The sequence below is a fragment of the Dorea sp. AM10-31 genome (genome assembly GCF_003435815.1).
Lineage (GTDB): Bacteria > Bacillota > Clostridia > Lachnospirales > Lachnospiraceae > Dorea_D > Dorea_D hominis.
In genome coordinates this window covers 47,634-74,438 of the sequence record NZ_QTUV01000008.1, presented here as the reverse complement: position 1 = coordinate 74,438, position 26,805 = coordinate 47,634, and the positions used below count along the sequence as shown (strand labels likewise).

The 26,805-nt window shown below is 39.7% G+C and carries 20 protein-coding genes; 1 reads left to right on the top strand and 19 read right to left on the bottom strand.

The features are described from left to right. Positions 1 to 80: 80 nt before the first annotated feature. From DW125_RS11550 to DW125_RS11480, 15 genes are all read right to left on the bottom strand, one after another. Positions 81 to 2,420 (bottom strand): AAA family ATPase, encoded by a 2,340-nt coding sequence (locus DW125_RS11550; RefSeq protein WP_117538228.1) that lies wholly within the window; start codon positions 2,418 to 2,420, stop codon positions 81 to 83. Further along, positions 2,413 to 3,153: an ABC-three component system middle component 1 gene (locus DW125_RS11545; RefSeq protein ID WP_117538227.1), complete on the bottom strand. Its 741-nt coding sequence runs from the start codon at positions 3,151 to 3,153 to the stop codon at positions 2,413 to 2,415. The genes DW125_RS11550 and DW125_RS11545 overlap by 8 nt, the downstream gene beginning before the upstream one ends. Continuing rightward, positions 3,150 to 4,724, bottom strand: coding sequence for an ABC-three component system protein (locus DW125_RS11540; protein ID WP_117538226.1), 1,575 nt, complete (start codon positions 4,722 to 4,724; stop codon positions 3,150 to 3,152). Before DW125_RS11540 ends, DW125_RS11545 begins: the two co-directional genes overlap by 4 nt. A 1,840-nt stretch (positions 4,725 to 6,564) precedes the next feature. Beyond that, the gene (locus tag DW125_RS11535; protein WP_021859623.1) at positions 6,565 to 7,227 is read right to left on the bottom strand and encodes a thiamine diphosphokinase; all 663 of its coding nucleotides are present in this window, start codon (positions 7,225 to 7,227) and stop codon (positions 6,565 to 6,567) included. Further along, complete coding sequence (gene rpe / locus DW125_RS11530; RefSeq protein WP_021859622.1) at positions 7,220 to 7,882, bottom strand: ribulose-phosphate 3-epimerase; 663 nt, start codon at positions 7,880 to 7,882, stop codon at positions 7,220 to 7,222. Before rpe ends, DW125_RS11535 begins: the two co-directional genes overlap by 8 nt. A 2-nt stretch (positions 7,883 to 7,884) precedes the next feature. Then, a complete protein-coding gene (gene rsgA, locus DW125_RS11525; protein ID WP_021859621.1) occupies positions 7,885 to 8,763 on the bottom strand; it encodes a ribosome small subunit-dependent GTPase A in 879 nt (292 codons plus the stop codon). Between the two features lie 25 nt (positions 8,764 to 8,788). Further along, positions 8,789 to 10,912, bottom strand: coding sequence for a Stk1 family PASTA domain-containing Ser/Thr kinase (pknB, locus tag DW125_RS11520; RefSeq protein WP_117538225.1), 2,124 nt, complete (start codon positions 10,910 to 10,912; stop codon positions 8,789 to 8,791). After that, entirely contained in the window at positions 10,906 to 11,649 is a 744-nt protein-coding gene (locus tag DW125_RS11515) for a Stp1/IreP family PP2C-type Ser/Thr phosphatase (RefSeq protein ID WP_021859619.1), read from the bottom strand. Before DW125_RS11515 ends, pknB begins: the two co-directional genes overlap by 7 nt. After that, positions 11,650 to 12,696 (bottom strand): 23S rRNA (adenine(2503)-C(2))-methyltransferase RlmN, encoded by a 1,047-nt coding sequence (gene rlmN / locus DW125_RS11510; protein ID WP_021859618.1) that lies wholly within the window; start codon positions 12,694 to 12,696, stop codon positions 11,650 to 11,652. Further along, the gene (gene rsmB / locus DW125_RS11505; RefSeq protein ID WP_117538224.1) at positions 12,689 to 13,999 is read right to left on the bottom strand and encodes a 16S rRNA (cytosine(967)-C(5))-methyltransferase RsmB; all 1,311 of its coding nucleotides are present in this window, start codon (positions 13,997 to 13,999) and stop codon (positions 12,689 to 12,691) included. Before rsmB ends, rlmN begins: the two co-directional genes overlap by 8 nt. Before the next feature lie 33 nt (positions 14,000 to 14,032). Further along, positions 14,033 to 14,734: a zinc metallopeptidase gene (locus DW125_RS11500; protein ID WP_117538223.1), complete on the bottom strand. Its 702-nt coding sequence runs from the start codon at positions 14,732 to 14,734 to the stop codon at positions 14,033 to 14,035. An 18-nt stretch (positions 14,735 to 14,752) separates the two neighbouring features. Beyond that, on the bottom strand, positions 14,753 to 15,685 hold the full coding sequence (fmt, locus tag DW125_RS11495) for a methionyl-tRNA formyltransferase (protein ID WP_117538222.1): 933 nt from the start codon (positions 15,683 to 15,685) through the stop codon (positions 14,753 to 14,755). After that, positions 15,685 to 16,161, bottom strand: a complete 477-nt coding sequence (def, locus tag DW125_RS11490; RefSeq protein WP_021859614.1) for a peptide deformylase — start codon at positions 16,159 to 16,161, stop codon at positions 15,685 to 15,687. Before def ends, fmt begins: the two co-directional genes overlap by 1 nt. A gap of 16 nt (positions 16,162 to 16,177) precedes the next feature. Continuing rightward, positions 16,178 to 18,406, bottom strand: a complete 2,229-nt coding sequence (priA, locus tag DW125_RS11485) for a replication restart helicase PriA (RefSeq protein ID WP_117538221.1) — start codon at positions 18,404 to 18,406, stop codon at positions 16,178 to 16,180. A gap of 9 nt (positions 18,407 to 18,415) precedes the next feature. Continuing rightward, positions 18,416 to 19,876 carry a UDP-N-acetylmuramoyl-L-alanyl-D-glutamate--2,6-diaminopimelate ligase gene (locus DW125_RS11480; protein WP_021859612.1) on the bottom strand — a complete coding sequence of 487 codons (1,461 nt, stop codon included), beginning with the start codon at positions 19,874 to 19,876 and terminating at the stop codon, positions 18,416 to 18,418. A gap of 167 nt (positions 19,877 to 20,043) precedes the next feature. On the opposite strand from DW125_RS11480, the gene pepT reads away from it, so the two are divergent. After that, positions 20,044 to 21,261: a peptidase T gene (gene pepT, locus DW125_RS11475; RefSeq protein WP_117538220.1), complete on the top strand. Its 1,218-nt coding sequence runs from the start codon at positions 20,044 to 20,046 to the stop codon at positions 21,259 to 21,261. Positions 21,262 to 21,436: 175 nt separating this feature from the next. On the opposite strand, the gene DW125_RS11470 is transcribed toward pepT, so the two are convergent. From DW125_RS11470 to DW125_RS11450, 4 genes are all read right to left on the bottom strand, one after another. Beyond that, the gene (locus DW125_RS11470) at positions 21,437 to 22,312 is read right to left on the bottom strand and encodes a YitT family protein (protein WP_117538219.1); all 876 of its coding nucleotides are present in this window, start codon (positions 22,310 to 22,312) and stop codon (positions 21,437 to 21,439) included. 208 nt (positions 22,313 to 22,520) lie between these two features. Next, positions 22,521 to 24,593, bottom strand: coding sequence for a VWA domain-containing protein (locus DW125_RS11465; protein WP_021859646.1), 2,073 nt, complete (start codon positions 24,591 to 24,593; stop codon positions 22,521 to 22,523). A gap of 2 nt (positions 24,594 to 24,595) precedes the next feature. Then, on the bottom strand, positions 24,596 to 25,576 hold the full coding sequence (locus DW125_RS11460) for an N-acetylmuramoyl-L-alanine amidase family protein (RefSeq protein WP_118288746.1): 981 nt from the start codon (positions 25,574 to 25,576) through the stop codon (positions 24,596 to 24,598). Continuing rightward, on the bottom strand, positions 25,573 to 26,802 hold the full coding sequence (locus tag DW125_RS11450) for a DNA polymerase Y family protein (RefSeq protein WP_117538216.1): 1,230 nt from the start codon (positions 26,800 to 26,802) through the stop codon (positions 25,573 to 25,575). The genes DW125_RS11460 and DW125_RS11450 overlap by 4 nt, the downstream gene beginning before the upstream one ends. Between the last annotated feature and the right edge of the window lie 3 nt (positions 26,803 to 26,805).

Here is a 26,805-nt window from a genome sequence, read left to right as displayed (position 1 = left end):
TGTTCTGTGTATAACATTCAAAATATTGCTCAGTTAATACTAATCTTTTTCTTTCTATCATGTGATCTTATTTGCTAGTGTCACAATGTACTTATTTCCTTTAAATTACATCTTTGCACTGGCAAATTATATTTCTTATACTTATATCCAATGTACCCAGCAAAACCATTTTCATGTGTAGAAATTAAGAGTTGAATATTGGGAAATTCTGTTCTGATTAATTCCACAAATGAAACTATATTCAAATCATCCATGCACTGAACCGGATCATCAATTAGCATAATATTCAATCCAGCATTTACAAATATCTTATGTAACGCTAATGAAAACGCAAGCAAAATAGCAGATAATTGTCCTGAACTCATAGTATATAAAATATCATGTTCCTCGTTAGGAGTTGTAAATCTGATAGAATTTAATTCTTCTTTACCATTCTTATCTCGAATTAATATACCCTGTCCGCCTTGATATGATTGCAAAATTCTTGCACTATAAATATAAAAAGGTATTTCAATCTGCGAAATAATATTGCCTTGATATTTATCAATACTAGCTTTCCAATCTTTCATGTATTGATTAAGTTTTTTACTAATTTCACCTTCAATACATTCTTTTTTCCGCTTTAAGTTCTCTATCTTTTTGTTTTTATCTTTTTCTCGTATAATAAATTTATATTTTAAAAACTCAGCTTTCTGTAATATATCCCTTTCCTTCAATTCTGCAACCTCTTCCATTGACAAAAAATATTCTTTTAAAAGGCTGTCAAATTGATACTCACTCTTTTTTTGATAATATTCTTCTGGCAATACACATATCTTATTTTTTATAGCATTCTGAATCTGCTGAATAGCCTCTTTCATATTATTTACAGAAAATTCATCCGTTAAAAAGATCTCAAACATATTGTCTTTTAAAAATTTATCTATATATTTGTATTTCTCTACAATATCACTTTCATCAAATTCTATAAAAGCACTAAGCAACACATTACTCTCTAAATTTGAAATTAAAACTTCAGCATCTCCCCACACATTTTGCAGAAAAGCTTCGCTCATAGTATCTACTATCTCCTTCATTTGCTTTCCTGCCGTTCCAAGAAGGGAATTTACATCATTGGTTGTTTTTTCAATATTATTTAATAACTGCTCTTTTTCTCGCCAATCATAACCACAATATGGACACTTTCCATCCTCAAATATATTTCCCTCTTCTGAGGTTCTCATTAACTGCTCACGATTTCTAATCAATTCATTTATAGATTGCTGTGTTTGTTGAACATTCTTTTCAATTTCCCGATACTCTAAAACTTTTTGAACTAATTTATCGCAATCATCTACTTTATCAACATATTTTCCTATTTTCTGATATTCAATATTTATGTAATCTAAGTCCTTTATTTTTTTACTTTCCTTCTTTAAAAACAAAAGTTTCTTCTTGTTTTCAATATACTTTTCAATATCATCTTGTATATATCGCATAATAATATACGCTTTTAATTGAGTTTCCAACATAGCATTATTTAACAATGCATTGTACTTACTATTTTCCAAATCCTTTCGTAATTGTTCTTGATTTAATACAATTTCTCTAACACCATCTAAAATATGTAAAGTATACTCTAAGGATTTGGGGGAAGAAATCATCGGCTCCTCAACATCCCATATAACATCCTTTTTAAACAACTTTCTATATTCCACTTGTGCTCCTGATTCATTTTCAAAATCAGCGTATAGACTCTCCTGCAATTCTGCTATCTGTTTTTCTAAATATTTAACTAAATCACTTATTTTTCTTTTAGCCGATTTTATACTCTCAAATTTTTGCTTTTCATCATTAATCTGGAACAATGAATTTATGCTTCCCATTCTACCAACTTCATTATTCTTAAAATAATCAAGCCTATCTTCCTGTTGAATATAATATAACAATGTATATAAGGTCTGCGAAGTTTCTCCGAAAAGTTCTGTTTGTCTCTTTTCCAATTCTTCTAATGGTACTAAATTTTCATCTGAATATTCTACATCATCAAAATTATAAACAAGATAAGTTTTTGTTATTTCTTTCAATTTTTTTGGGTTATTATCAATAGAACTATTACACTCCTTATGTCCCTCTATTTTCTTTACTAAAACAAATCTTTTATCATTTTTGCAAAACTCAGCTTTAATAATTACATCTTTTTTATAATCTTTTGCAAAAAACACCTTCTGATATTTACATTTCCCATCTAACACTTCACAAGTTGTTACTCGTTTTATATCACCCGTGATCAAAAATTCTATTGCATCAAATAGGCTTGTTTTTCCATATCCATTTGGTCCATCAAATATATTCAATCCATTTTTTAAATCCAGCGTAAAATTTTCAAACAACTTGTAATTATCTAAAAAAATTTTGTTGATAACTATTGTACTATTCATTCTTTTCCTCCAAACTAACGAAACCCCAATCTCCTAATACCTTATCCACTAACTGCTCCATGTTCTCTTGCGGATTATTCAAAGTTTCAATAATGTTATCTAACCGATTTAATTCATCATCATTACATTTTTTAATATCTAACATATACTCTGATACACTCTTTATCTCCCCATTAGTTTCAAAATTTATCGGAATAATAGGAATTTTAATAAATAATTCCGAAACCAATTTATATATTTTTTCATTATCTCCATTCTTTTTAAACTTGTTAAAATTTTCAGTATCATGAATATATGTTTGAATTAATTCGCTGATTGCCTGGTTATGTTGCTTGCATAATTTTTTTAACTCGACTGACTGTGCCTCACTATATACAAATACATATTTCTTAAAATAGAAAGGATCATCCTCTATCTTTACCTTTAATTCATCCAATTTATTTGATTTAATATCTCTTTTAACACAGTAGATTAGCGATGTATTTTTATCCATATCCGGAACATATATATCATTTTCTCTAAAATAATTAGCAATTTCAATTACTAAATCTTTATAGTTGTCCTGTGCAACCAATTGAGATTCTAAAATTTGTAACACAATAAATATCTGACTTTCAACTTCTCTATGTTTAAATATATTCAGATTATACTCTTTTTCCTCAAACATAACTTCTGTTTGAACTACGTTTTCATATGCGCAATCAAACATTATTTCTTTAATAACATGAATCATTTTTCTATTCCTCCATCAATATCTACAATTGCATCTTCTAAAGATTCCATCTTAATATTTTTACAATGATATATGTGTTCCTCTTCAATTTTAAATTCCTGCAAAAAATCTCCTGCTCCATCATAAATTGAATCTGTTTCTAAGTCTTTACTTATCAGACAATTAACATCCATTAATATCTCATATAAATCCGGATTAGTCACAATTTTTCCACATGCACGCATTAAAGCTTTTTTACTTCCATCATTATTTCCTACTGTTGTCAACAAATGCAATTTCTTGTTTTTCCCAATATATGAAATATAATCTCTGTCTTTTTCAAATGTAGAATTTATATTACGCAATCCCTTAAAAAACGGATTTTTGTATCTATCAATAATACAGTATTCAGCCCAATTCATTTCGTCTATTTTCTTTAAAATATTTGGATTAATTGTATGTATTAAATCTCTAATTTTATCCTCATTCATTCTTGAAATATGTTCATAAAATGCATTCACTTCACACTGCTTACAACACATTTCTTTTTCTTCTTCAGAGTCCCATTCATCCAAACAGTATTCATGATATTCCCTGCACATCATTAGCAATTTATTTTTTATATTGTATAAATAGTATTCTTCACATCTTTTTATTGAATCATCACTATCAAGCACTTCTCTAATCCGATTAAATCCTATACTCCGCTCTGTGGTTCTATTATATTGAATATGTCTTTGCGTAATATGCTTGTCTATCAATCCCTGCAAACATAAAAAGATCATTTCACAAAAATTTTGATCCGTACATTTCCAGCCTTCAGCCCCAGTATTTTTCCAGTAGTTATTGATTTCTCCCTTAATTAAATCATTAATTTCAGCTAATTCACAATATACATTGCCATTAGAGTAGGAATACATTTCAATTTTTTTAATATCTTCATCTTGTATATTCTTTTGGATTGTTACCATTTGCGCTTGCAAATCCAATAATATCTTGTCCAAAATCTCGTCAACATTATTTACAGTAATTTTCTTATAAGCAAAATATTTTTCGTTGTACTCTTTAATCAATTTATTGACTTCTGATTTTCCGCCTGATTTATATATTTTTTCTACTTCATCCTTTTTTATCGGACTGTTTTTATAAGAAATAATTCTATTTTGCAATGCCTTTATCTGGCTACAATTCAATACCAATTCCTTAACTTTATCATTCCATTCATTTTCATTATAGTTTATTGACTTACACACATGCAAATACGCATATTCAATAGTTTTGTAATTAACAATCTTGTAGTATAGTTTTACCAAGGCATCTTCATAATCAGTAATGTTGTGCTTGTCTTTGGCTTTCACCTGATGAATAGTCTTGTATCGAACACTATCTTCATCTTTATACAATATTGAAAAATCTTCCAACCATTCTAATTCTATACTATATTTCTCTATTTCCTCCATTTTTCCGATAGAAATCAATTCATTTATTTTCTTTAACACCACAAACAAAGCTATTTTACCTTGATAATTATAGCCACTCCAACTATTTGTTGCATCCCAATTTTCTTTTTCCAATTTAGTATTAATACACATTCTACCCCTTCTTTCATTGCAAAATACTATATATTCAATTATACAAAATCAATATACATAAATAAATTCTAATTTTATCAATTATTTTCAATATTTATTTTTCTGAAACAAAGAAAGGCAGTCTCATCTGACTCCCTTTCTTTTCCTATATACTTTCTTCTTTAATTTTATCCTATCTCAGTATGTTCTTCAACCATCGTATCGTCTGTGCTAGCTCACCTTAATGTTAAGCAGCCCTTTTATATGAACCGTTCATGTTATCTTTAGAAAACAATTTTTTTTTACAATTTAACGCTTACGATTAAACGCAGAAAATAATCTATTGAAAAAGCAACTTCAAAATCTTCCTCTCCATAGACATACAAAACTATTTTACCTAGCAAATTCTATTTGATTACAATCGCTATGTCTACAACACCTTGTTGTATTGCATTTTTCCTATCTATCTTTATTAGTATTTACGACGCATACATAAAATAGAATATGGATTCTTAGCCACATCCTTCCATGAATTTTTGAAAAGATTTTTCTGCGAATTGTAAGCCTCGATATCCAGTTATGATATCTAAGGAAATGAGAATTTAGCCTGCTCTATCTGCATTCCAACTTTTAACACTACTCTTACATCAAATACTTTTCTATTTTTGCTTTTATTATGCATTAATCTATAAAAATCAATTATAATTAATAATTTTTATATATTTCTATCATGCAAAAAATCCTTCCATATTAGCTTCATCCACTTCTTTATTTTCTCTATTATTCCGATCCGATCTTCCAAAGGTGTAAATAAGGTGAAAATTCTACGTTTTCACCCAAGAAACCCAATAAAATCAGGTTTTCATCACGTCCTTTAAACACTGCCGTGACAAGCAAAAGCAAATTATAATACAGCAACGTTCTGTTTTTTGTTCCCTTCTTCCAATTCTATACTAGAAATACAATATCAGCACACGCTTTGAACAGAAAAAGGCTCATGATCATGAGCGAAAATGAAAGCAAAATTTATTAGATGATACAACATACTATGCCTTTCAAATTCCAGTTGCATAATCATATTGCATTCTAAACGTCATCTATTTTTCTTTGTAATACTTGTCAAAAAAAGAAGCGCCTAGATGAGCGCTTCTCCTTACCATATTAGGACTTCGATCAAAAGTCAGTGGGCCACAAAGTGGGCCATTTTTCAAAAACTTACATGAATTTATATAGAGTTTTATCCAAGTCGGAAATCCGCTAAATGCTCTAGCTATCAGCATTTAAAGGCATCTAACAACTTATAAGGATATTTATGAAATCGGTCTCGCAATAACGATTCCCAGTTTCATAATTTTATATTCTCCTTTTTTATCCTTTGGTTTCAGGATTTTTATTAATCTTTTTCTGCTATCTCATGTTCTTTCAAAATAAAAAGAAACCCTGATATAGCAATTTATAGATTATCACACCAGGGTTTCAAATTCAATGTAAATCCGCTATTTTCCCAGTAATTGTTAATGAAATCACGCATAAAATTTTATTTCCTTTCTCCCTTTAGCAGCCTTTTTCTTACTGCGAATATCTCTGGGCATACTCTTTATTTGTTCCATAACCTTTCTGGCTTCATCGTCCAACTGGGTAGCAGACATTTTCGATATCTCTTTTTGCAATTTTAGCATTTAAGGGATATCATGCTTTGTATCCTGGTATCCCTTCTCTGACACTTTTCTATATTTAGGATACGATTGTATATCCCTTTTCCACAATTTATTATTTAAGGGATATCATACTCTGCGTTCTGATATCCCTACTCGGTAATTCCTGCCATAATAGATACAGCACCCAAGATTTACTTAACATCTTAATCTTGTCCTTTATCCTTGGTCTCCATCAAGATCACGATTCCGTTCATAAAGCTGATCTTCACTTCATCTTCGAGCCACTGGTTGCTCACACACAGACTGTCATATGGACTCAGTGTATGATCGGTGAGCGGATACTTAGCGCCCTCGATATTGAAATGATATACTTCCGCGCCAAGTGGAAATACTGAAAAGAACGGACCATACGCCTCATCTTTTTTAATCACAGTATCTCCGTCGATCAGCCGGATACGATTCTGCGGATCTAGGATCTGCGCCTCCACACCTGCCTGAAATGGAATTGCAAGCGACTGTATATTTGCCCAGAGATGATCGATCCTGCCGCCAGTTGCACCAAGAATAATCATCTCTTTGCACCCCAGTGTCATTGCGAGACGAATTGCGATTTCTGTATCTGAAGCATCCTTCACCGGATTAAATTCACGGATTGGAACATCTGTCTCGTCACGGTAATATGTGGCAATCGTCTGATCCACACTGTCAAAATCCCCTACGATATAGCTCGGCATGATCTGATGATGGTATAAAAATTCCATTCCCCGATCCACACCGATCACACATCCTGCTTCCTCCCTCAAAACAGAAAGTGTAAACTCCTCGTTCAGCTCTCCCCCGCTGACGATAACGATTTTCTTATTCATAATCCTTTAAAATCTCCATAAATTTCTTTGTATTTTCACCCGGATCTCCGCCAAATACAGCTGAACCCGCTACGATAATATTTGCTCCGGCATCCAGCACTTCACGGACATTTGTAAGATAAATACCGCCATCTACCTGAATATCCACCTGAAGTCCCTGTTCATTGATCATGGCACGGATCTTGCGGATCTTATCCAGCGATTCCGGAATGAACTTCTGACCTCCGAATCCCGGATGCACGCTCATTACCAGTAACATATCCACTTTCGGAAGAAGATGTTCGATTGCTTCTGCCGGTGTTTCCGGGCAGATGGATAAGCCGACTTTCATGTTGCAGTCACGAATCTTCTGAATCGTTGCTTCCACATCCTCACATGCTTCCAGATGAATCGTTACGATATCTGCTCCTGATTTTTCAAATTCTTCGATATAGCGGATTGGTTCTTTCACCATCAAATGCGCATCCATCACCTGTCCTGTCACATCATGAATGGATTTTAAAACCGGCATTCCAAAAGAGATACTTGGCACAAACATTCCATCCATTACATCAAAATGAATATATTTTGCCCCATTGTCTTCTGTCAGTTTCATCTGTTCCCCCAGGTTCTTAAAATCTGCCGCCAAAATGGACGGTGCTAAAATGTACTCCATGTCTAATACCTCCTCTTATTCTTCAGTTCCTCATACATTTCTTTATAATCTTCATAACGGACTTCGTGGATCTTCCCGGATTCTACCGCTTCTTTTATTGCACAGCCCGGTTCGTGTATATGATCGCATCCATTATATTTGCATCCACCTTCATAAGGTTCAAATTCCGGAAAATAATATTTCAGTTCTTCTTTTTCAAAATCATTCACATACAGAGAACTAAATCCGGGGGTATCCATAATATAGGATTCCTCATCTATCGGGAACAACTCAGAATGTCTTGTTGTATGTTTTCCACGTTCGATCTTTCGGCTGATGCCTCCGGTCTCCATATTCGCTTCCGGCTGTAAAATATTAATGATCGAAGATTTACCGACTCCTGATGGTCCGGCAATCACTGTTGTCTTTCCCTGTAGTAGTTTACGGATCTCTTCGATATTCTTCTCCTCTTTTGCACTTGCAAAAACACACGGATAACCGCAGTCACGATAAATGCTTTCAATCTCGGCAATCTGTTCTTCGCAGGCAATATCTTCTTTGTTAAAGCACAGAACAACCGGTACACCTTTGCTTTCCATCATTACGAGAAAACGGTCCAGCAGATTATAGTGCGGACTCGGTTTACACACTGCAAATACGACCAGTGCCTGGTCGATATTGGCAACTGCCGGACGTATCAGTTCATTCTGACGTGGCAGGATCCGAATGATATTTCCTAGTTTTTCTTCTTTATCCAGAACTTCCAGTTCAACATTATCACCAACCAGCGGTTTAATCTTGTCTTTTCTGAAAATTCCTTTCGCTTTACATTCATAAACACCGGATTCTACTACGTGAACGTAGTAGAATCCGGCAATTCCTTTTACAATCTTTCCATTCATATTTTCTGCAATCTGTCCTTATCTGCTAGTTATCGCCCTGTTTTCCGTCATTGTTTCCACTGTTGCTTTCCGGTTTTGGTCCAAGGCTTAAGACATAGCGGATGGTTGATCCTTTGGATACTTTTCCGTAAGAAGGAGTCATGGAAATAATCGTTCCTTCTTCATAATTACTACTGTACTCGCTCCGCTGTTTGCTTGCATTCAGTCCATTCTCAGAAGCCCAGCTTAACAGTTCTTCTTCATCACTGCCACTGAAATTCTGGACAGTGATCTTATCCTCCGGTTTCTTTCCTTTGCTGACAACAATATTTACTGTTGATCCGGCATTTACTTTGTTACCGCTGTACGGAGACTGAGACACAACATAGCCTTTTTCCGTCTCATCACTGTACTGGTAAGTAACCGTCCCAACTTTCAGTCCTGCTGACTTGATCGCAGACTGTGCTTCTGAATCCGTCTTGCCTACAAGACTTGGCACAGAAATCTTCTCAGAGCCTTTGCTGACTTTCATTACCACTTCCTGATCTGCGGTTACACTTGTTCCTGCTGCCGGATCCGTTCCGATAACTTCGCCTTCATCATACTGGCTGCTATATACAAACTGGGAAGATCCAACTGTAAGGCCTTTTTCTTCCAGTGTGCGCTGCGCTTCGGATTCATCCATACCGGATACATTCGGTATCTGGATCGTATCTTCTATCTTCTTTGAAGATACAACAATATTAATTCTTGTATTCTTCGCTACTTTTGTTCCGGCTTCTGTCTTCTGCTCGCAGACTTTACCTTTTTCATATTTATCAGATTCTTCATATGTGACATGACATCCAAGTCCTTTTTTGTTCAGCGCTGCTTTTGCATCTTCTTCTGTCATTCCAACAACATTCGGAACTTTTACTTTGCTGTCTGTCTCTTCTGCTGTAACTCCGGAATTAAATCCTTTGAAGATACCGGTAGCTTTGCCGATTGCAAAGACAACAACGAACAGAATAATGATCACGACAACAACCATAAGAATCTTCATAAGCTTACGCATACCTGGATTTACATCTTCGCCGCCTTTTTTCTTGCGGGACTTTTTCCGGTCATATACATCATCGTCATAATCATCGTCTCCGTAACCTTTGCTGCCATAGCCTTTGTCGTCATAATCATCATCGTAGTCTTCATCATCATAATCATCGCCATAGCCTTTGTTGTCATCGTAATTGTCATCGTAATCCTCGTCGTCATAATCATCATCATAACCACTACGGATATCGTCCAGTTCTTCATCCGTGATGATCACGGTATCGGCATTGCCAAGCGGCGGGATCACTACGAAATCTCCATCCGGATCTACCAGTGAACGTTTCAGATCCTGAATCAGCTGTGTTGTATTCGGATAACGGCGTTCTCCGTTTTTCTGTGTACATTTTAAAATAATCTGTTCCAGACTGTACGGAATATCCGGAACCAGTTCTGACGGCGGTGTGATTTCCTGCTGCAGGTGTTTCATTGCAACAGATACGGTCGAATCTCCGTCAAACGGTACCTGACCGGTTGCCATCTCATACAGCGTAATACCAATCGAATAAATATCACTCTTCGCATCACTGAATCCGCCTCTTGCCTGCTCCGGTGATGTATAATGTACTGAGCCCATTGCGTTCGTACTGATCGTATTCGATGTAGTAGCTTTTGCAATTCCGAAATCTGTTACTTTAACTTTGCCGTCTCTGGAAATAATTACATTCTGCGGTTTGATATCGCGGTGAATGATATTTGCCGCATGTGCTGCACCGATACCGGTGCACATCTGTATTGCGATGCTGATAATCTCTTTGTGAGATAATCTGCCCTTTCTTTCAATATACTCTTTCAGCGTGATTCCTTCGACCAGTTCCATAACCATATAATACAGTCCCCGGTCCTCGCCTACATCATAGACATTTACAACGTTCGGGTTCAGAAGTCCCGCTGCGGACTGCGCTTCTGTCCGGAATTTACGGACGAAATTCTCATCTTCCCGATATTCTTTCTTCAATACTTTGATCGCAACATAGCGATTCAGCATCGTATCTTTTCCCTTATATACATCCGCCATTCCACCGGCGCCAATCTTGCTCAGCACCTCATAACGGTTACCCAGAAATATTCCGTCTTTTACCATACGCTCACCTCATCTGCAAGTGGCTCTGCCATAACCACCCCTATATTATCTCTCCCGCCATTACTGTTCGCTTTCTCTATCAGCATATGAACTGCCTCAACAATATCTCTGGCTCCCTTAACGATGTCAAACATGTCCTCATCTTCTACCATGTTGCTGAGTCCGTCTGTACACATCAGAATGATGTCTCCCTTTCTCAGACGATATTCATAAATATCTGCTTCTACATCTTCTTTCACACCGATCGCCCTTGTGATAATATTCTTATCCGGGTGATTCTTGGCTTCTTCTGCTTTGATTCCTCCAAGTCTTACCATCTCTTCTACAAGAGAGTGGTCTTTGGAAATCTGTTTGATCTTATCATTGATCAGATAAAGACGACTGTCTCCTACATTTGAAAAATATAATGTATTACCGATAACAGTAGCAACAACCAGTGTTGTACCCATTCCTTCCAATTTCACATCCGACTGCGCTGCTTTAATAAGCTCATGATTGGCAGTTATTACTATCTCCTTAAGGATCTCTTCCGGCTTCTTAAGCACTGTCTTCTCCAGTTCTTCATGGAGTACTTTTACTGTATATTTAGACGCAAAATCACCGGCTTTATGGCCTCCCATTCCATCTGCGACTACCAGAAGATTCGGGAACGGTCCCACCGGTTTATCTGTTACATATACAAAGTCCTGATTGACTTCTCTTTTTCTACCCACATCGGTCATTGCATATATTTTCATCTAGTTCTCCTTTTTCGCGGTTTTATAACGTCGTCTTAACTGTCCGCAGGCTCCGTCAATATCTGAGCCTCTTTCTCTTCTAATAGTAACATTTATTCCGTTTTTTTCAAGTTTATTTTTGAAATCACGGGCATTTTTGCCATCCGGTTTCTTAAAATCACGTTCCCGGATTGGATTAACCGGAATCAAATTCAGATGACAGTTCCGGTTTTTTAACATCGCTGCCAGCTCCTTCACATCCTCGTCCTGATCGTTGACATCCTTTACAAGACTGTATTCAAATGTAACTCTTCGTCCTGTTTTTTCAAAATAAACGTCACAGGCTTTCAGCACGTCCGTCAGTTCATATTTATTCGCAACCGGCATCAGTTTCTTACGCTTCTCCTGATTAGAACCATGCAGAGAAAGTGCAAGTGTGATCTGCAGTCCTTCTTCGGCAAGCCGCAACATATTCGGGATGATTCCGCAGGTTGATGCCGTAATATTTCTCTGACTGATATGAAGCCCGTGTTCATCACTGATCATATGTACAAACCGTACAAAATTATCATAGTTATCTAACGGTTCGCCACTTCCCATGACTACGATATTCGATACCCGCTCCCCGGTGATCTTCTGTATCGCATAAATCTGTCGTAACATCTCTGATGCTGTAAGATTCCGTTCCAGTCCATCTATTGTCGATGCACAGAAACGACAGCCCATACGGCAGCCTGCCTGCGATGAAATACAGACTGAATTGCCATAGTTGTATTTCATCAGAACACTTTCGATCATATTTCCGTCATCCAGTTCAAACAGAAATTTCTCTGTCGGATCCATTTTGGAAATTTGTCTTTTTACAACCGAAACCTGACGGATCTCATATTCTTCATCCAACTTTTCTCTGAGATTCTTTGGAAGATTGGTCATCTCTTCAAAAGAATCCACCAGTTTTTCGTGCAGCCAGGAATAAATCTGTTTCCCGCGGAAAGACTTTGTACCGATCCGGTTCATTTCCTCTGTTAATTCTTCATAATTATAAGATGCTATATCTTTTTTACTCATGGTTCTCCCTCTGGAACATAGCTATATAAAAGCCGTCTCCAATGTCAATTCCCGGAAGTATCTGCTTCTCTTTTTGCAAATGAAATTCCGGATGTTCTTTTTGAAACCAGGCTGTATTATCTTCATTTTCAGCTTTATGAATGGTACACGTACTGTAAAGAAGCTTTCCACCCGGTTTCACATATTCACATACTACTTTTAAAATCTCTCTTTGTAATTTAACCAGCTCTTCCTGCATCATTGGTGTCATCTTATAACGAAGATCCGGTTTACGGCCAAGAATACCAAGTCCGGAGCAAGGAAGATCCGCAATTACAATATCCGCATTTCCCACGGATTCCGGATCCTTTACCGTCGCATCCTGCACTCTGGCGCAAATGTTCGTAAGACCGCTCCGCTCTATATTTTCCTGCAACAGTTCTACTTTGTATTCCGTCAGATCTCTTGCTTCCACCATGCCCGTTCCATCCAGTTTTTCTGCAAGATGAATGGATTTGCCACCGGGCGCGGCACACACGTCGATGATCACGTCTCCGGCTTTTGGATCTGCCCATTCTGCTACCTGCATGGAGCTTATATCCTGCACATAGAATTCGCCATTCCGGAAAGTCTGTAATTTCTCCAGGTAATCATATCCGGAAATATAAAACACATCCTTCATCTGTGTTTCCGGTTCTACGATAACGCCTTCTGTCTCCAGACGCTTCACAAACTCTGTTGTGTCACCAGCTTTCGGGCTCTTGCGGATAGTTGTCTTTTTATTTTCCAGAAATGCCTTTCCCATCGTCTCTACTGTATCTGCATCGTATACTGCAAGCCACTGTTTTACAAGCCACTCCGGCAGCGAATATACAATCGACAGATAAGCTACCATATCTGTCTTATCCGGTAGCTGTATGTCTTCCCTGTTCCGGCTTATCGTCCTTAAGACGCCATTGACGAAACCTTTCAGATTCACAAATCCTCTTTTCGCTGCAACTTTCACTGCTTCATTGCATACTGCACGATCCGGTACACTATCCATATATCGCATCTGGTAAACACTACTTCGTAGGATCGTACGGATCACCGGTTTCATTTTATTTACTTTTACTTTGGAAAACCGGTTCAGTATTGCATCAATCTCAACCATATGCTCCAGTGTTCCGTTGACGACTCTTGTAATAAAAGCCCTTTCTTTTTTATCCAGATACTGGTACTGATCCAGTACATTTTTTAAGGCAATGTGACTGTACTGCCCGTCTCTTGTGATCATAAGCAGTGTCTCAAGTATGAGTTCACGGCTGCTTACTGATGATGCCATACCTGTCCTCCTACATATCTTGTCCTATACCGATCAGTCTCTTCTAGAATTGGAGATCATGATCAGTCTTAATAACTGTAAAATTGCGGAAGCTGCTCCTGCGACATAAGTCAGGGCTGCTGCCGTCAATACTTTTCTTGTTTCTCTTACTTCATCCGGATATAACATTCCGGTATTGCCAAGAATCTTAAGTGCTCTTCTTGACGCATTAAACTCTACCGGCAGTGTTACAATCTGAAACAATACTGCCATTGAAAATGCAATCACACCAAGATTCAGAAACAGCTGGGATGTCTGGCTGTTCATGATCAGTCCGATGATGATAAGCGGCCAGGCGATCGAACTTCCAAAATTAGCAACCGGTACAAGCGCACTACGGATAGACAGCGGTGCATATCCTCTTGCATGCTGGATCGCATGACCACATTCATGAGCTGCAACTCCGATTGCTGCAACCGATGTCTGCTGGTAAGTTGCATCGGATAAACGAAGTACTTTTGATCTCGGATCATAATGATCCGTCAGATTACCTGCGACATATTCCACTCTTACATCATAAATACCTTCTCTGTGAAGAAGCGCTTCTGCCGCTTCTTTTCCTGTCATTCCCGAGTGACTACGCACGCGGGAATATTTTGAAAAAGTCGAATTCATCTTTGCCGAAGCAAGAAGACAAATAACAACTCCGATCATTACAAGGATATATGTTGGATCATAAAACATTGGATAATACATAGTAATTCCTCCTTAAAATTAAAGAACCGTTCCTGTTTCCATCTGATATCCCCTCAGAAATGCTGCCGCATCCATTCTCTTTTTCCCCGGGATCTGCAGTGCAGTGATTTTCAGAAGTCCGTCTCCTGTCTGTACAAAGAATCCGTCTTTTGCGACTTCTACTACTGTACCGGCAGCCTTACCTGTCTGCCCTTCTGCTACTTCTGCTTCCCAGATCTTCATTCCTTTATCATTCTCATTCCATCTCGTATACGCACTCGGCCATGGATTCAGTCCACGGATCAGTCTCTCAATTTCTTTTGCAGACATCTTCCAGTCAATCTTCCCCATGTGCTTATCGAGCATTTTCGCATAAGCGGTCGGGCTATCACCCTGTTTTTCAGGCGTTACCGTTCCGGCTTTTAATGCATCTAATGTCTCTACGCATAACCGTGCTCCGGCTTCTGCCAGTTTATCATGCAGGCTTCCGCCCGTCTCTTTCTCATCCAGCGGAATCTCTACTTTCAATAACATATCTCCGGTATCCAGCCCTTCATTCATCTGCATGGTCGTTACACCGGATACTTTCTCTCCATTGATCACTGCCCACTGGATTGGTGCAGCACCGCGATAACTCGGAAGCAGCGAAGCGTGCACATTCACGCATCCGTACGGTGTCATTTCCAGTATCTCTTTTGGTAAAATCTGACCAAATGCAATAACCACCATAATATCTGCATTGTATTTTCTTAATTCTTCTATACATTCCGGCTCGCGGATTCTCTTCGGCTGATAGACCGGAATATTGTGGGCAACTGCCACTTCTTTCACCGGTGTATACTGCATCTTGCCGCCGCGTCCCTTTGGTTTATCCGGCTGCGTTACGACAAGTGCCACTTCGTGTCCCGCTTCAATGAGTGCCTCTAATGTTCCTACGGAAAAATCCGGAGTCCCCATAAAAATGACTTTCATTAAACTTCCTCCTCATATGGCTCCACATCGTGAAGTCCGCCTTCCACAAGGTCAACATACATCTTACCATCCAGATGATCGATCTCATGGCAGAAAGCTCTGGCAAGAAGTTCTTCTCCTTCCAGTACGATCTCTTCCATGTCTTCGTTCAGTGCTTTTACTTTGACATAATTCGGTCTTGTCACAAGTCCTGCTTTTCCCGGAACACTTAAGCATCCTTCTTCTCCGGTCTGCTCACCGGAAGTCTCCAGAATCTCCGGATTAATAAGGACGATCGGTCCTTCACCGATATCAATTGTTACGATTCTCTTTAAAATACCGACCTGCGGTGCTGCAAGACCAACTCCCATCGCCTCATACATCGTATCTAACATATCGTTGATCAGAATCTTTGTACGAAGTGTCATCTTCGTTACTTCTTTACATGGTTTTGTCAGGACCTCATCGCCTAACTCACGGATTTTTCTAATTGCCATCTCTCTTCTCTCCTGTTTACATTGTACTCATTGGGTTAAAATCAAATTGAATCCGAAGGCTTCGAAAGCCTGAATTCATCTCTATATACTGTTCCATAAGATCTTTTGCTTCGATCAGGAATTTGTATTCTTCACTTTTAATATAGATAAGCTGTCGGTATCTGTCATTTACTTTTTCAATAAACGGAGCAGTCGGTCCGATAATCGCCAGTTTCTTCTGCCGGTTGAGCCGCTCTGTAAATTCTTTTAAATATCCTGCCGCTTTCTTCAGATGCTCTTCTTCACTTCCACTCATCCAGACTGCAAGAAGCTGATGCACCGGTGGATACCCCATCAGACTCCTGTAGTTGATCTCTTCTTCATAAAAGCCATCATAATCCTGAGCTGCCGCTCTCTGGATACTGTAATGCTCCGGGCTATACGTCTGTATGACAACTTCGCCCCCGGCGGATCCCCTGCCTGCTCTGCCGGCTGCCTGCGTCAACAGCTGGAACGTACGTTCTGCCGACTGATAGTCATTTGAATACAGTGACAGATCCGCTGCCAGCACACCTACCAGCGTCACCTCCGGGAAATCATGTCCTTTGACGATCATCTGTGTACCGATCAGAATATCTGCTTCATGGTTTGCAAATGCAGCCAGGATCTTCTCATGTCCGTCCTTTGATTTTGTTGTGTCCAGATCCATCCGAAGCACGCCAGCCTGCGGAAACATCCTTTTTATCAGTTCCTCGATCTGCTGTGTGCCTGCTTTGAAGCCTCCGATATAACCGGAACCACATTCGGGACACCGGTTCATCTGCTTCGTCTCATAGCCACAGTAATGACAGACCAATTTCCCTCCGCGGTGTGCCGACAGCGACACATCGCAATGAGGACATTTTACTACATATCCGCAGGACCTGCAAGAAACGAATCCCGCATAACCGCGCCGGTTCAAAAACAACATGATCTGCTGATGCTTCTGTAAACGGTCTTCAATCAGTTCTTTTAAACGGTCGCTGATAATGGAACGGTTTCCTTTTTTTAATTCTTCCCGCATATCCACGGTATATACGCTTGCCAGATTCTGTCCCTTCGCTCTTCTGGTAAGTTCCAGCAATGTGTATTCTCCCTGCTTCGCCTTAAAATAAGCATCCACGGAAGGAGTTGCTGAACCGAGCACGACACTCGCTCCTTCCATCGTCGCTCTTGCAACTGCTGTCTCTCTGGCATGATACCTTGGCACCTGCTCACTTTTGTAAGCCGATTCCTGTTCTTCATCAATCACGATCAGTCCCAGATCAGAAAATGGTGTAAACAGTGCCGACCTTGGTCCGATCATCACATCGACTTTTCCACGTCTGATCCTCTCTAACTGATCAAAACGTTCTCCCGGTGACAATCTGGAATTGAGAATAGATACCCTGTCGCCAAATCTTCCATAAAATCGCATTACCGTCTGATAAGTAAGTGCAATCTCCGGAATCAGCACAATCGCCTGTTTTCCCATTTTTACGATCTGTTCGATCATTTCCATATAGACTTCTGTCTTACCACTTCCGGTAATTCCATAAAGGAGATATGTCTTTCGTTTTCCTGCCTGATAATCCTGCACGAAAGTACGGATCGCTCTCTCCTGCTCTTCGGTGTAAACGATCTGCTTTCCAGTCTTTTTCTGATAATCGACCGGATTACGCAGCATATCTTCATATTCAACAGTAAGAATCTTCTGTTCTTCCAGCGTGCGGATCACGGTACCTGTCACATTCAGTTTCTTCGTCAGCAGTTCGTATTCCTGTACCGGCTGATCCAGAAGTCCTGCCAGCAGTCTGGCTCTTGCTTTCTGGTTCTTATGCAGATAAATATCCAGCTGGCGCTTTCCGGCTTCTTCATCTAAAAGCAGGTGCACCGTGCGCTTCTGTCGGATCTTCTCTTTCTTCTTTACAGGAAGAACAGTCTTCAGCGCCTGGATCATAGTTCCGCCGTAATGCTCCTTCATCCATGCCGCCAATGCAACCAGTTTCCCCTCAATTGCCATACTTTCTTCCGCTTTTCCTGTAATCTCCTTGATCTTTGCCGGATCATAATCTGTCTTTTCCGAAAATGCGATAACATAGCCGTGTGTTTCTTTGTTGCCTCTTCCAAACGGAACAACAACTTCTGTTCCAACCTCAAGCATCCCTTCTAACCGGGAAGGGATGCTATATTGAAATACTTTATCTAATTTTTCATGCGTGATGTCTATGATAATATCAGCGTACATCTTGCTCCTTTATTTTTGTTCTTCTAATACTTCACGGATCAGCACACGATCATCCATATCATATTTTACGCCTTTGATCTCCTGATACGTCTCATGTCCCTTTCCGGCAATGATGATGACATCTCCCGGCTGACCATGTTCGATTGCATAACGGATTGCTTCTTTTCTGTCACAGATTGCTATATATTTGCCGTCTGTTTTCTTCATACCTGTAATAATGTCATCGATAATATCCTGTGGCTCTTCAAAACGTGGATTATCCGATGTAATGATTGTGAAATCAGATAATTTACCGGAAACTTCTCCCATCTCGTAGCGTCTTGTCTTGGAACGGTTTCCACCGCAGCCAAATACGGTTACAAGACGTCCCGGATTGTAATCGCGCATCGTATTTAACAAACTTTCCAGACTCATTGCATTGTGCGCATAGTCGATCATCAGTGTAAAATCATCCGCAACTTTGATCATTTCCACACGTCCTTTGACTTTTGCAGCCTTTAATGCCTTCTTAATATCTTCCTCCGGTACTCTGAAATGTCTGCATACTGCAATTGCCGTAAGAGAATTGTATACGCTGAATTCTCCCGGAATGTCTACTTCCACATCCATGTCCAGAAGTCCGGTTACATGATAATGCATGCCAAGGTATCCTGGTCTTGAAACGTGTTTCACATCTACTGCTCTTAAATCTGCTTCCTCTGAAAATCCGAACGTCTCCACGCGGCATGTTGCATTTTTAAATACATCCTTGTACCACTTGTCATCTACATTTGCAATTCCAAGATTACACTGGGTAAATAAAATACCTTTGCAGCGTTTGTAATCTTCAAAATCTTTGTGCTCATTCGGTCCGATGTGGTCTTCTCCAAGGTTAGTGAATATACCAATCTCAAACTGGATTCCTGCGGTACGGTGAAGCATCAATCCCTGTGAAGAAACTTCCATTACAACACTGTCACAACCTGCCTCTACCATCTCTGCAAAATATTTGTGGATTGTAAAGGACTCCGGTGTTGTATTATTCGCCGGAATTGTCTTGTCTCCAATAACTGCCTCAATCGTTCCGATCAGTCCGACATTATGTCCGGCTGCTTCAAGAATAGACTTCACCATATATGTTGTCGTTGTCTTTCCTTTTGTACCGGTAATTCCGATCACATGCAGTTTTTCTGCCGGATATCCAAAATAAGCCGCTGACATCAGTGCCAGCGCATATCTGGTATCATCTACATGGATAACAGTCACTCCTTCCGGTGCTTCTACCGGCTTTTCTACAATCACTGCTTTTGCGCCTTTACCGGCGACTTCTTCTACATAAGTATGTCCATCCGATACAGCTCCGCTAATACATACAAATACACTGCCTTCCGTCACTTTGCGCGAATCGTTGACAAGTTCTGTCACTTCGATCTCATCACTTCCCTGACGGACTTCATATTCCAAACGTTCCAATAAACTGGTTAATTTCATGCGTTGTGCCTCCTGCATCATTTCATTCATTTTTTTCGTAATCCTTATTATAAAACATTTTCCACTACAGTACAAGAACTGCTCCGGGATAATTTTCCTGTCCATCTTCCTGCAAATGTGTTATAATCTTTTGCAGAAACTATATACAAGAAAAGGGGAATCAACTTATGAAAGCTTATGAAAGACTATTAAAGTACGTTGTTGTCCGTACACCTAGTGATGAGAACAGTGACACTGTTCCGTCTTCCACATGTCAGTTTGACCTTGCAAGAATCCTGGAGACAGAGATGAAAGAACTTGGTCTTGTAGATGTTTATCTGGACGACCAATGTTATCTGTATGGAAAACTTCCGGCAACAGCTGGATATGAAGACAAACCGAAGATCGGTTTCATCGCTCATATGGATACCGTATCTGATTTCTGTGACCACGATATCACACCAGTTATCACAGAGAACTATAACGGACAGGATCTTAAACTTGGGGATAGCGGTCTTGTCTTAAGTGTGCAGAACTTTCCACATCTTACAAGCCTGAAAGGACGTACACTGATTACAACAGATGGTACAACCGTTCTCGGTGCCGACGATAAAGCCGGAATCGCCGAGATTCTTACAATGATCGAACATCTGAATGAAGAGAATATTCCTCACGGACCGATCCGTGTTGCATTTACTCCGGATGAAGAGATTGGAACCGGCGCTTCTCATTTCGATGTAGAACGTTTTGATGCAGACTACGGTTACACACTGGACGGAGACACAGAAGGTGAAATCCAGTATGAAAACTTTAACGCATGCAAAGCTGATTTCGTAATCAAAGGATTCAACGTACATCCGGGATCTTCCAAAGATACAATGATCAATGCGAGTCTTGTAGCTATGGAGATCAACAATGCACTTCCTTCTATGGAGACACCAAGAGGAACTGAAGACTACGAAGGCTTCTATCACCTCGTAAGTATGAAAGGTGAAGTCGGAGAAGCAGAGCTTCATTATATTGTCAGAGATCATGACAAATTACTTTTTGAAGCTAAGAAGAAAACACTCCGCCTGATTGAAAAAGATCTGAATGAAAAATGGGGCGAAGGCACTGTTACTCTCACGATCACAGAGCAGTACCGCAACATGGCTGAGATTATTGAGACATGCATGCACCTGATCGACAATGCAAAACAGGCATGTGAGAATGCAGATGTGACACCACTTGTAATGCCAATTCGTGGTGGTACAGACGGATGCCAGTTAAGCTTCAAAGGACTTCCTTGCCCGAACCTTGGTACCGGTGGACATGCATACCATGGACCGTACGAGCACATCACAGTCGAAGGTATGGATCAGACAGTTGACGTAGCTGTTGAAGTTGTAAAATTATACGCGAAATAAATCTATCTGTATTTATATTAAGGGCTATTGCACTAACGTGCGATGGTCCTTTTCTCTTATTCATTGTAATTGCTTTGTCGCCATAAATCGAGCAGATTAACTTCTGCTCGACTTCGTATAAACAAAAAGAACCATCTGTTACGACAGTTCCTTTTTTTAATTTATATAATATTTTCTACAGATCAATATCCGGCAATTCTTCCTTGAAGCCTTCTCCTACAACTTCATTGGATTCCATAATAATGGTAAATGCTTTCGGATCTAATTCATGTACAAGTTTCTTAATTGAATACATCTGCTTGTTGTTGCATGCACACATAACAACATCTTTATTTGCTTTGGAATAACTTCCCATACCTTTTAAGATTGTGGAACCTCTTCCTGAATATGCATCAATCTCTTTTGCAAGCTCTTCTCCACGTTCTGTTACAATCAGTGTCATCTTTCCTTCATCAATACCATACATAATGCGGTCCATTACAGTTGCCATCAGATAAGTAACAATCACACCATAGATCAGTCCGTCTACGTCTTTGAATACGATAACTGTTCCGAGGATGATTGTTGTAATATCAAGTGCAAATGTGATCACGCCCAGTGTCATGTGCGGTTTTACCTGTTTAATAGAAACGCTGATGAAATCCTGTCCGCCTGTGGAAGAACCGCGCATGAAGATCATCGCATAACCGATTCCACAAAGCACACCCATACATAATGCTGCCAGCAGTCTGTTGCCGTTATATACCGGAAGCAGCGGTGCTACATAGTCCATTAAAAGGGACGAAATGATCGTTGTTTTTACTGAAACAAAGAAAAACTTCTTTCCAAGGAATTTATAACATAAAATTGAAACCGGGATATTTAACAAAATTGTACCGGCTCCAACCGGGATACCAAACAGGTGATATAAGATAATCGCAATACCAGAAAATCCTGCTACCGGAAAATTCGCATTTAAAGCAAAATTGTAAATACCGATTGCAATGATCATACCCGCTACAATATCCACCAAAACATCAATCATCAATTCTTTCCAGTTCATTTTTTTCATTTTGATAACCTCCCATCTGAATTTATATCTTTCTTCCATACGTCAAAACGACAAAAAAACAGCTGCAAACTATAAAAATATAATTCGCAACTGCTCTTATGTTTCACATTATATCCCTGGATTTTAACTTTGTCAACACCCTGTTTTGAATATTTTCATTTCAGAGTTTCCTCTTCCATCCTCTGCAATCTTCGTGCCAGACAGGCATTTACTGATTGATCCGGTCTGTAACTTTAATATCTGCGAAAGATGTCATCTCCCAGTCATTTCCATTTTTCTCAAGCACATAAGTACACTCCTGTGTCATAAGCTGCAGCGGTTTACCTGCCACCTGCACATAATAAGTCTCTCTTGTAGAAATCTTGCACTTATTCTTACCGCTGTATTTTACATCTGTCAGTTCATAAGAATCCAATTGTTCAGAAATTTTACGCTGAACATATTTCTCCTGTTCTTTGTAAATCGGGCTTCCATTCTTCAGATATCCGGAAATCTTTGAAAAATCATTTGTATTCATTGCTTCTGCAAAATTCTTCAGATAACCTTCCACAACCGCCTCCGGTCCATCCTTATAAATATCTGCACTCTTGGCGCTTAACAATACATTCGGTGTATAGCTGTATTTGCAGGAGCCGCCATATTCCACACTCTTATATCCTGCTTCGATATCTGCTTTACTTTCCAGCTTCATGTCAGATTTGTCTTCAAACTCAACCATGTAAAGTTGTTTTTCCATTTCATAAACCTGATCGTAAATACTCTTCATGCCATTTACATCTGTAACACTATAATAAGCTCCACCAGTCTGTTCCGCAATATATCTTGCATCATTGTAATCATAACCTCCGATTCCGATAATAAAAATCGGTACATGATAACGGTTTGCTGTCCGGATCACGGTATCCGGGCTGCAATTACTGTGATTATCCTGTCCGTCAGTAAATGCGATCACGCATCTGGCTCCATTCTGCGCCGCAACACGTTCTACGGAAGTATATAAAGCATCGTACAGACTGGTCTCTTCTTCTGTCTGCAACTGGTTAATACAGTTCACAAGATCGCTGGCATCATCGGTAAATTTCCGTTCCAGGCGGACTCCTGTAGAGAATGATGTAAGTTCCACTTTGTCTCCGGCGTCAAACTGCACACTGTTTACAAAATCTGACATGATCTGTTTTGCTTCATCCAGCGGTCCACCATCCATACTTCCGCTGACATCTGCAACCATATCTACCTTCAGCGCTTCTTTTTCATTTAACTGTCCGGCAGAAGTAATTATCTGCTTCACATATTTTGCATTTGCATCTTTTTTCTTAATATAGAAAAGCGAATTACTGAGCTTCTTCGGTACTTCTCCGGTATTGCCATCTTTCACACTCAGATACAGACGGATCTTCGGAAATGCAGACGCATCCACCTGCTGAACTGTAACATCCAGCGGATTCTTCGGATCGATATACAGATAGATTGCCTGATCCATCTTTGCAAATGTTTTCTGGATAGATTTGTAATTTCTCGTCTTTTCTTTTGTCAGGCTCTGAATCTCTTTTAAAATCGTCTTATAACTGCTTACTTCTTTGGACGATGCCTCGGAAAGATCTACATTTTCATACATAGATACCTGATCAGAAATATATTGGTCATCTGCGCTTTTTAATGCTTCCAATGCTTTCACAGCATTCTTATAAGTTGTCTGTGTCTTTTTGCCTTCTTTTTTCTTAATTGCACTGCGACATTCTTTTAATGCACTTTCATATGCGCTGTAACTTTCAGAATCCAGATCATACTGTTTTTTCTCTTTCTCCATCTCTGACAGTTCTGACGCACAGTCCTGAAATGCATCCACACCTTTTTTAAGTTCTTTCAGTTCTTTAACAACAGCTCTTTTACCGCCAAAATCCAGTACACCAAGATTCTCCCATTCTGCTGCCAGCCTTGCTTCTTCCGACTGATAATCTTTAAGACCGGCTTTCTCAATCTTTGACACTGCACTGTTCTTCTGCCATGCAAGACCAACCGTCCCATATAATAAGCCGCCACCGATAATCAATACAACTGCTGCGATAACCGCTGCAATAATAACTGTCTGATTCTTCTTCGGTGATGCCGGTGTCTGTCCGGATGTTGTTCTTCCACCTGCTGGTGGTATCTGTCCGGATGCCTGTGTATTTCCCGGATTCTGTACGGTTTTCTCCGGCTGTACCGGTTCTACCGGTGCACCACATTCCGGACAGAATCTGGCACCCTTTTCCAGCTCAGAGCCACAATTTGCACAAAACATTGTTATTCCTCCTCCAATCTCATTCCTTCTGCGATTCCTTTCGCATCTGCTTCTGCCCATTCCTTTGCCAGCGTTCCATCTGCTGCCAGCTTACGCATCTTCGGTACGGTATGGAAACCATGCTCCACGATCATTCCCGGTACCGCAACATTCGATGCGCCCCTTAATACGCCGTAATAATCACCATTATTTCCACGACGGGCACAGACCGTTCCTTCTTTATCCACACTGTCATTATAGGCATCTGTCCAGTTCAGTATATCATCTTTTCCACTTACTGTGTGAAACTTTTCCTGTGTGCTGATTCCTAATTTTGCATTGGAAACTGCCAGACTGGTTCCGATTGCATTTGCCACCCTAAGTGCCTGTTTACTTTCCATTGCAACAGTATTAACAATCACAATTGGCTTTGTAATGCCAATTGGCTGTCTGTTCGTATCCACACCGTTGGCATGTTCCAGATTAGCATTCGTATGGAGTGAAATAAAGAGATCCATGCCTTTTGCCGCCTCACCGCGCAGGCTGATCTTTCCGGAATCCAGTGCCAGATTCTCGTATCCGTTGATACAGATATTGCCGCTGGTACGTGTCAAATGTACAATCACCCCATATCGTTCTTCCAGTATCTTTTTCAGTTCTTTTGCCACCTGCAATGTAAAATTGCCTTCACAGTAAACAACTTTTCCGTTTTCATAGACTTCATTCTTTTTTGAATAATGCCCCGGATCAATACAGATCTGTATCTTTTTCTGTCTTTTTATTATTTTCTGCTGTTCTTTTGCTTTCTGTTTTTTTTCTTCTTCCTGCTTTTTTCGTTGCTCCATTGCTTCTTTTCTTTCCTGTGCCACTTCTTTTTGCTTTTCTATTTTCTGTACTTCTTCATTCTCTCTTATTTTCATCTGTCTCATATAGCTTTTTGCTCCACATAGTCCGATCACAAGCAATAACATTCCCACTGCTGCAAAAATCTTTTTTTTCATCATTTTTCTTTTTCCCGCTTTTCTTCCATATTACTGCCGCGGATCACGGCTTCTTCTCCATATCTTCCACGTATTTCCTTTAAAGCCTGCTCCAGCTTTGCTTTCTTTTCACTGGCTTTCTTCCTTTTCTCCATCTCCGGCTGTACTTCAAATATGGTAAGCTGTTCTGGTGCAGACGCATCCGTCAACTTGGAACTTCGGATTCCCAGCAGACGAATGGGTTGTTTTTTCCACATTTCCCGGAATAATTCTGCTGCTGTCTCGTAAATTCTGGCATCCTCATTGGTTGCTCTCTCCAGCTGTGTCTGGTGGGAACTATTTTCAAAATTATAATACTTAATCTCCACACTGATCATTCCGGCTTTCTGCCCAGCTTTCCTGAGTCTCCTTCCTACGCTTCCTGCCAGTTTTCCCAGCACTTCACACGCCTCTTCTTCTGTCTTTGCATCCTGCGGCAGTGTAATAGAGTTGCCAATTCCTTTTGCCTCCTGACGTACCGGTTCTACCGGCGAATTGTCCATACCATTGGCAAATTCCCATAGTTTGCGCCCGTGGCTTTTCAGATGTATCTCCAGTAGTTCCGGATTCATCTGTGCCAGATCTCCGATCGTGCGGATCTCCAGCTTCTGTAAATATTCCACACTCGACCTGCCCGCCATAAAAAGTTCTCCGATTGGAAGCGGCCACATTTTCTCCTTAATCTCATCCGGAAATAACGTATGTACTTTATCCGGTTTTTCAAAATCCGATGCCATCTTTGCCAGCAGTTTATTTTCCGATATTCCAACATTCACAGTAAATCCAAACTGTCTGCGGACTTCATTTTTAATCTCTAAAGCGCCTTCCATCGGTGAGAAAAAACGCGGCGCGCTCTCTGTAAAATCCATATAACACTCATCTACGCTGACCTGTTCGATCTGATCCGTATAACCGCGCAGAAATGTCATCAATTTTCTGCTGTAATCCGAATAGAGTCTGTGATCCGGCGGTGCGATCACAAGATTCGGACACTTACGAATGGCATCCACAACGGGTTCCCCTGTGCGGATGCCATACTTCTTAGCGGAAATGGATTTGGCAAGCACGACTCCATGTCTGGAAGCTCTGTCGCCTCCGATGATAGCCGGTATCTTACGCAGATCCGTCTCCGCTCCATTCTTCAATTGTTCCACTGCACTCCAGCTTAAATACGCAGAGTTCACATCTATATGGAAGATTATCCGTGGCATCTT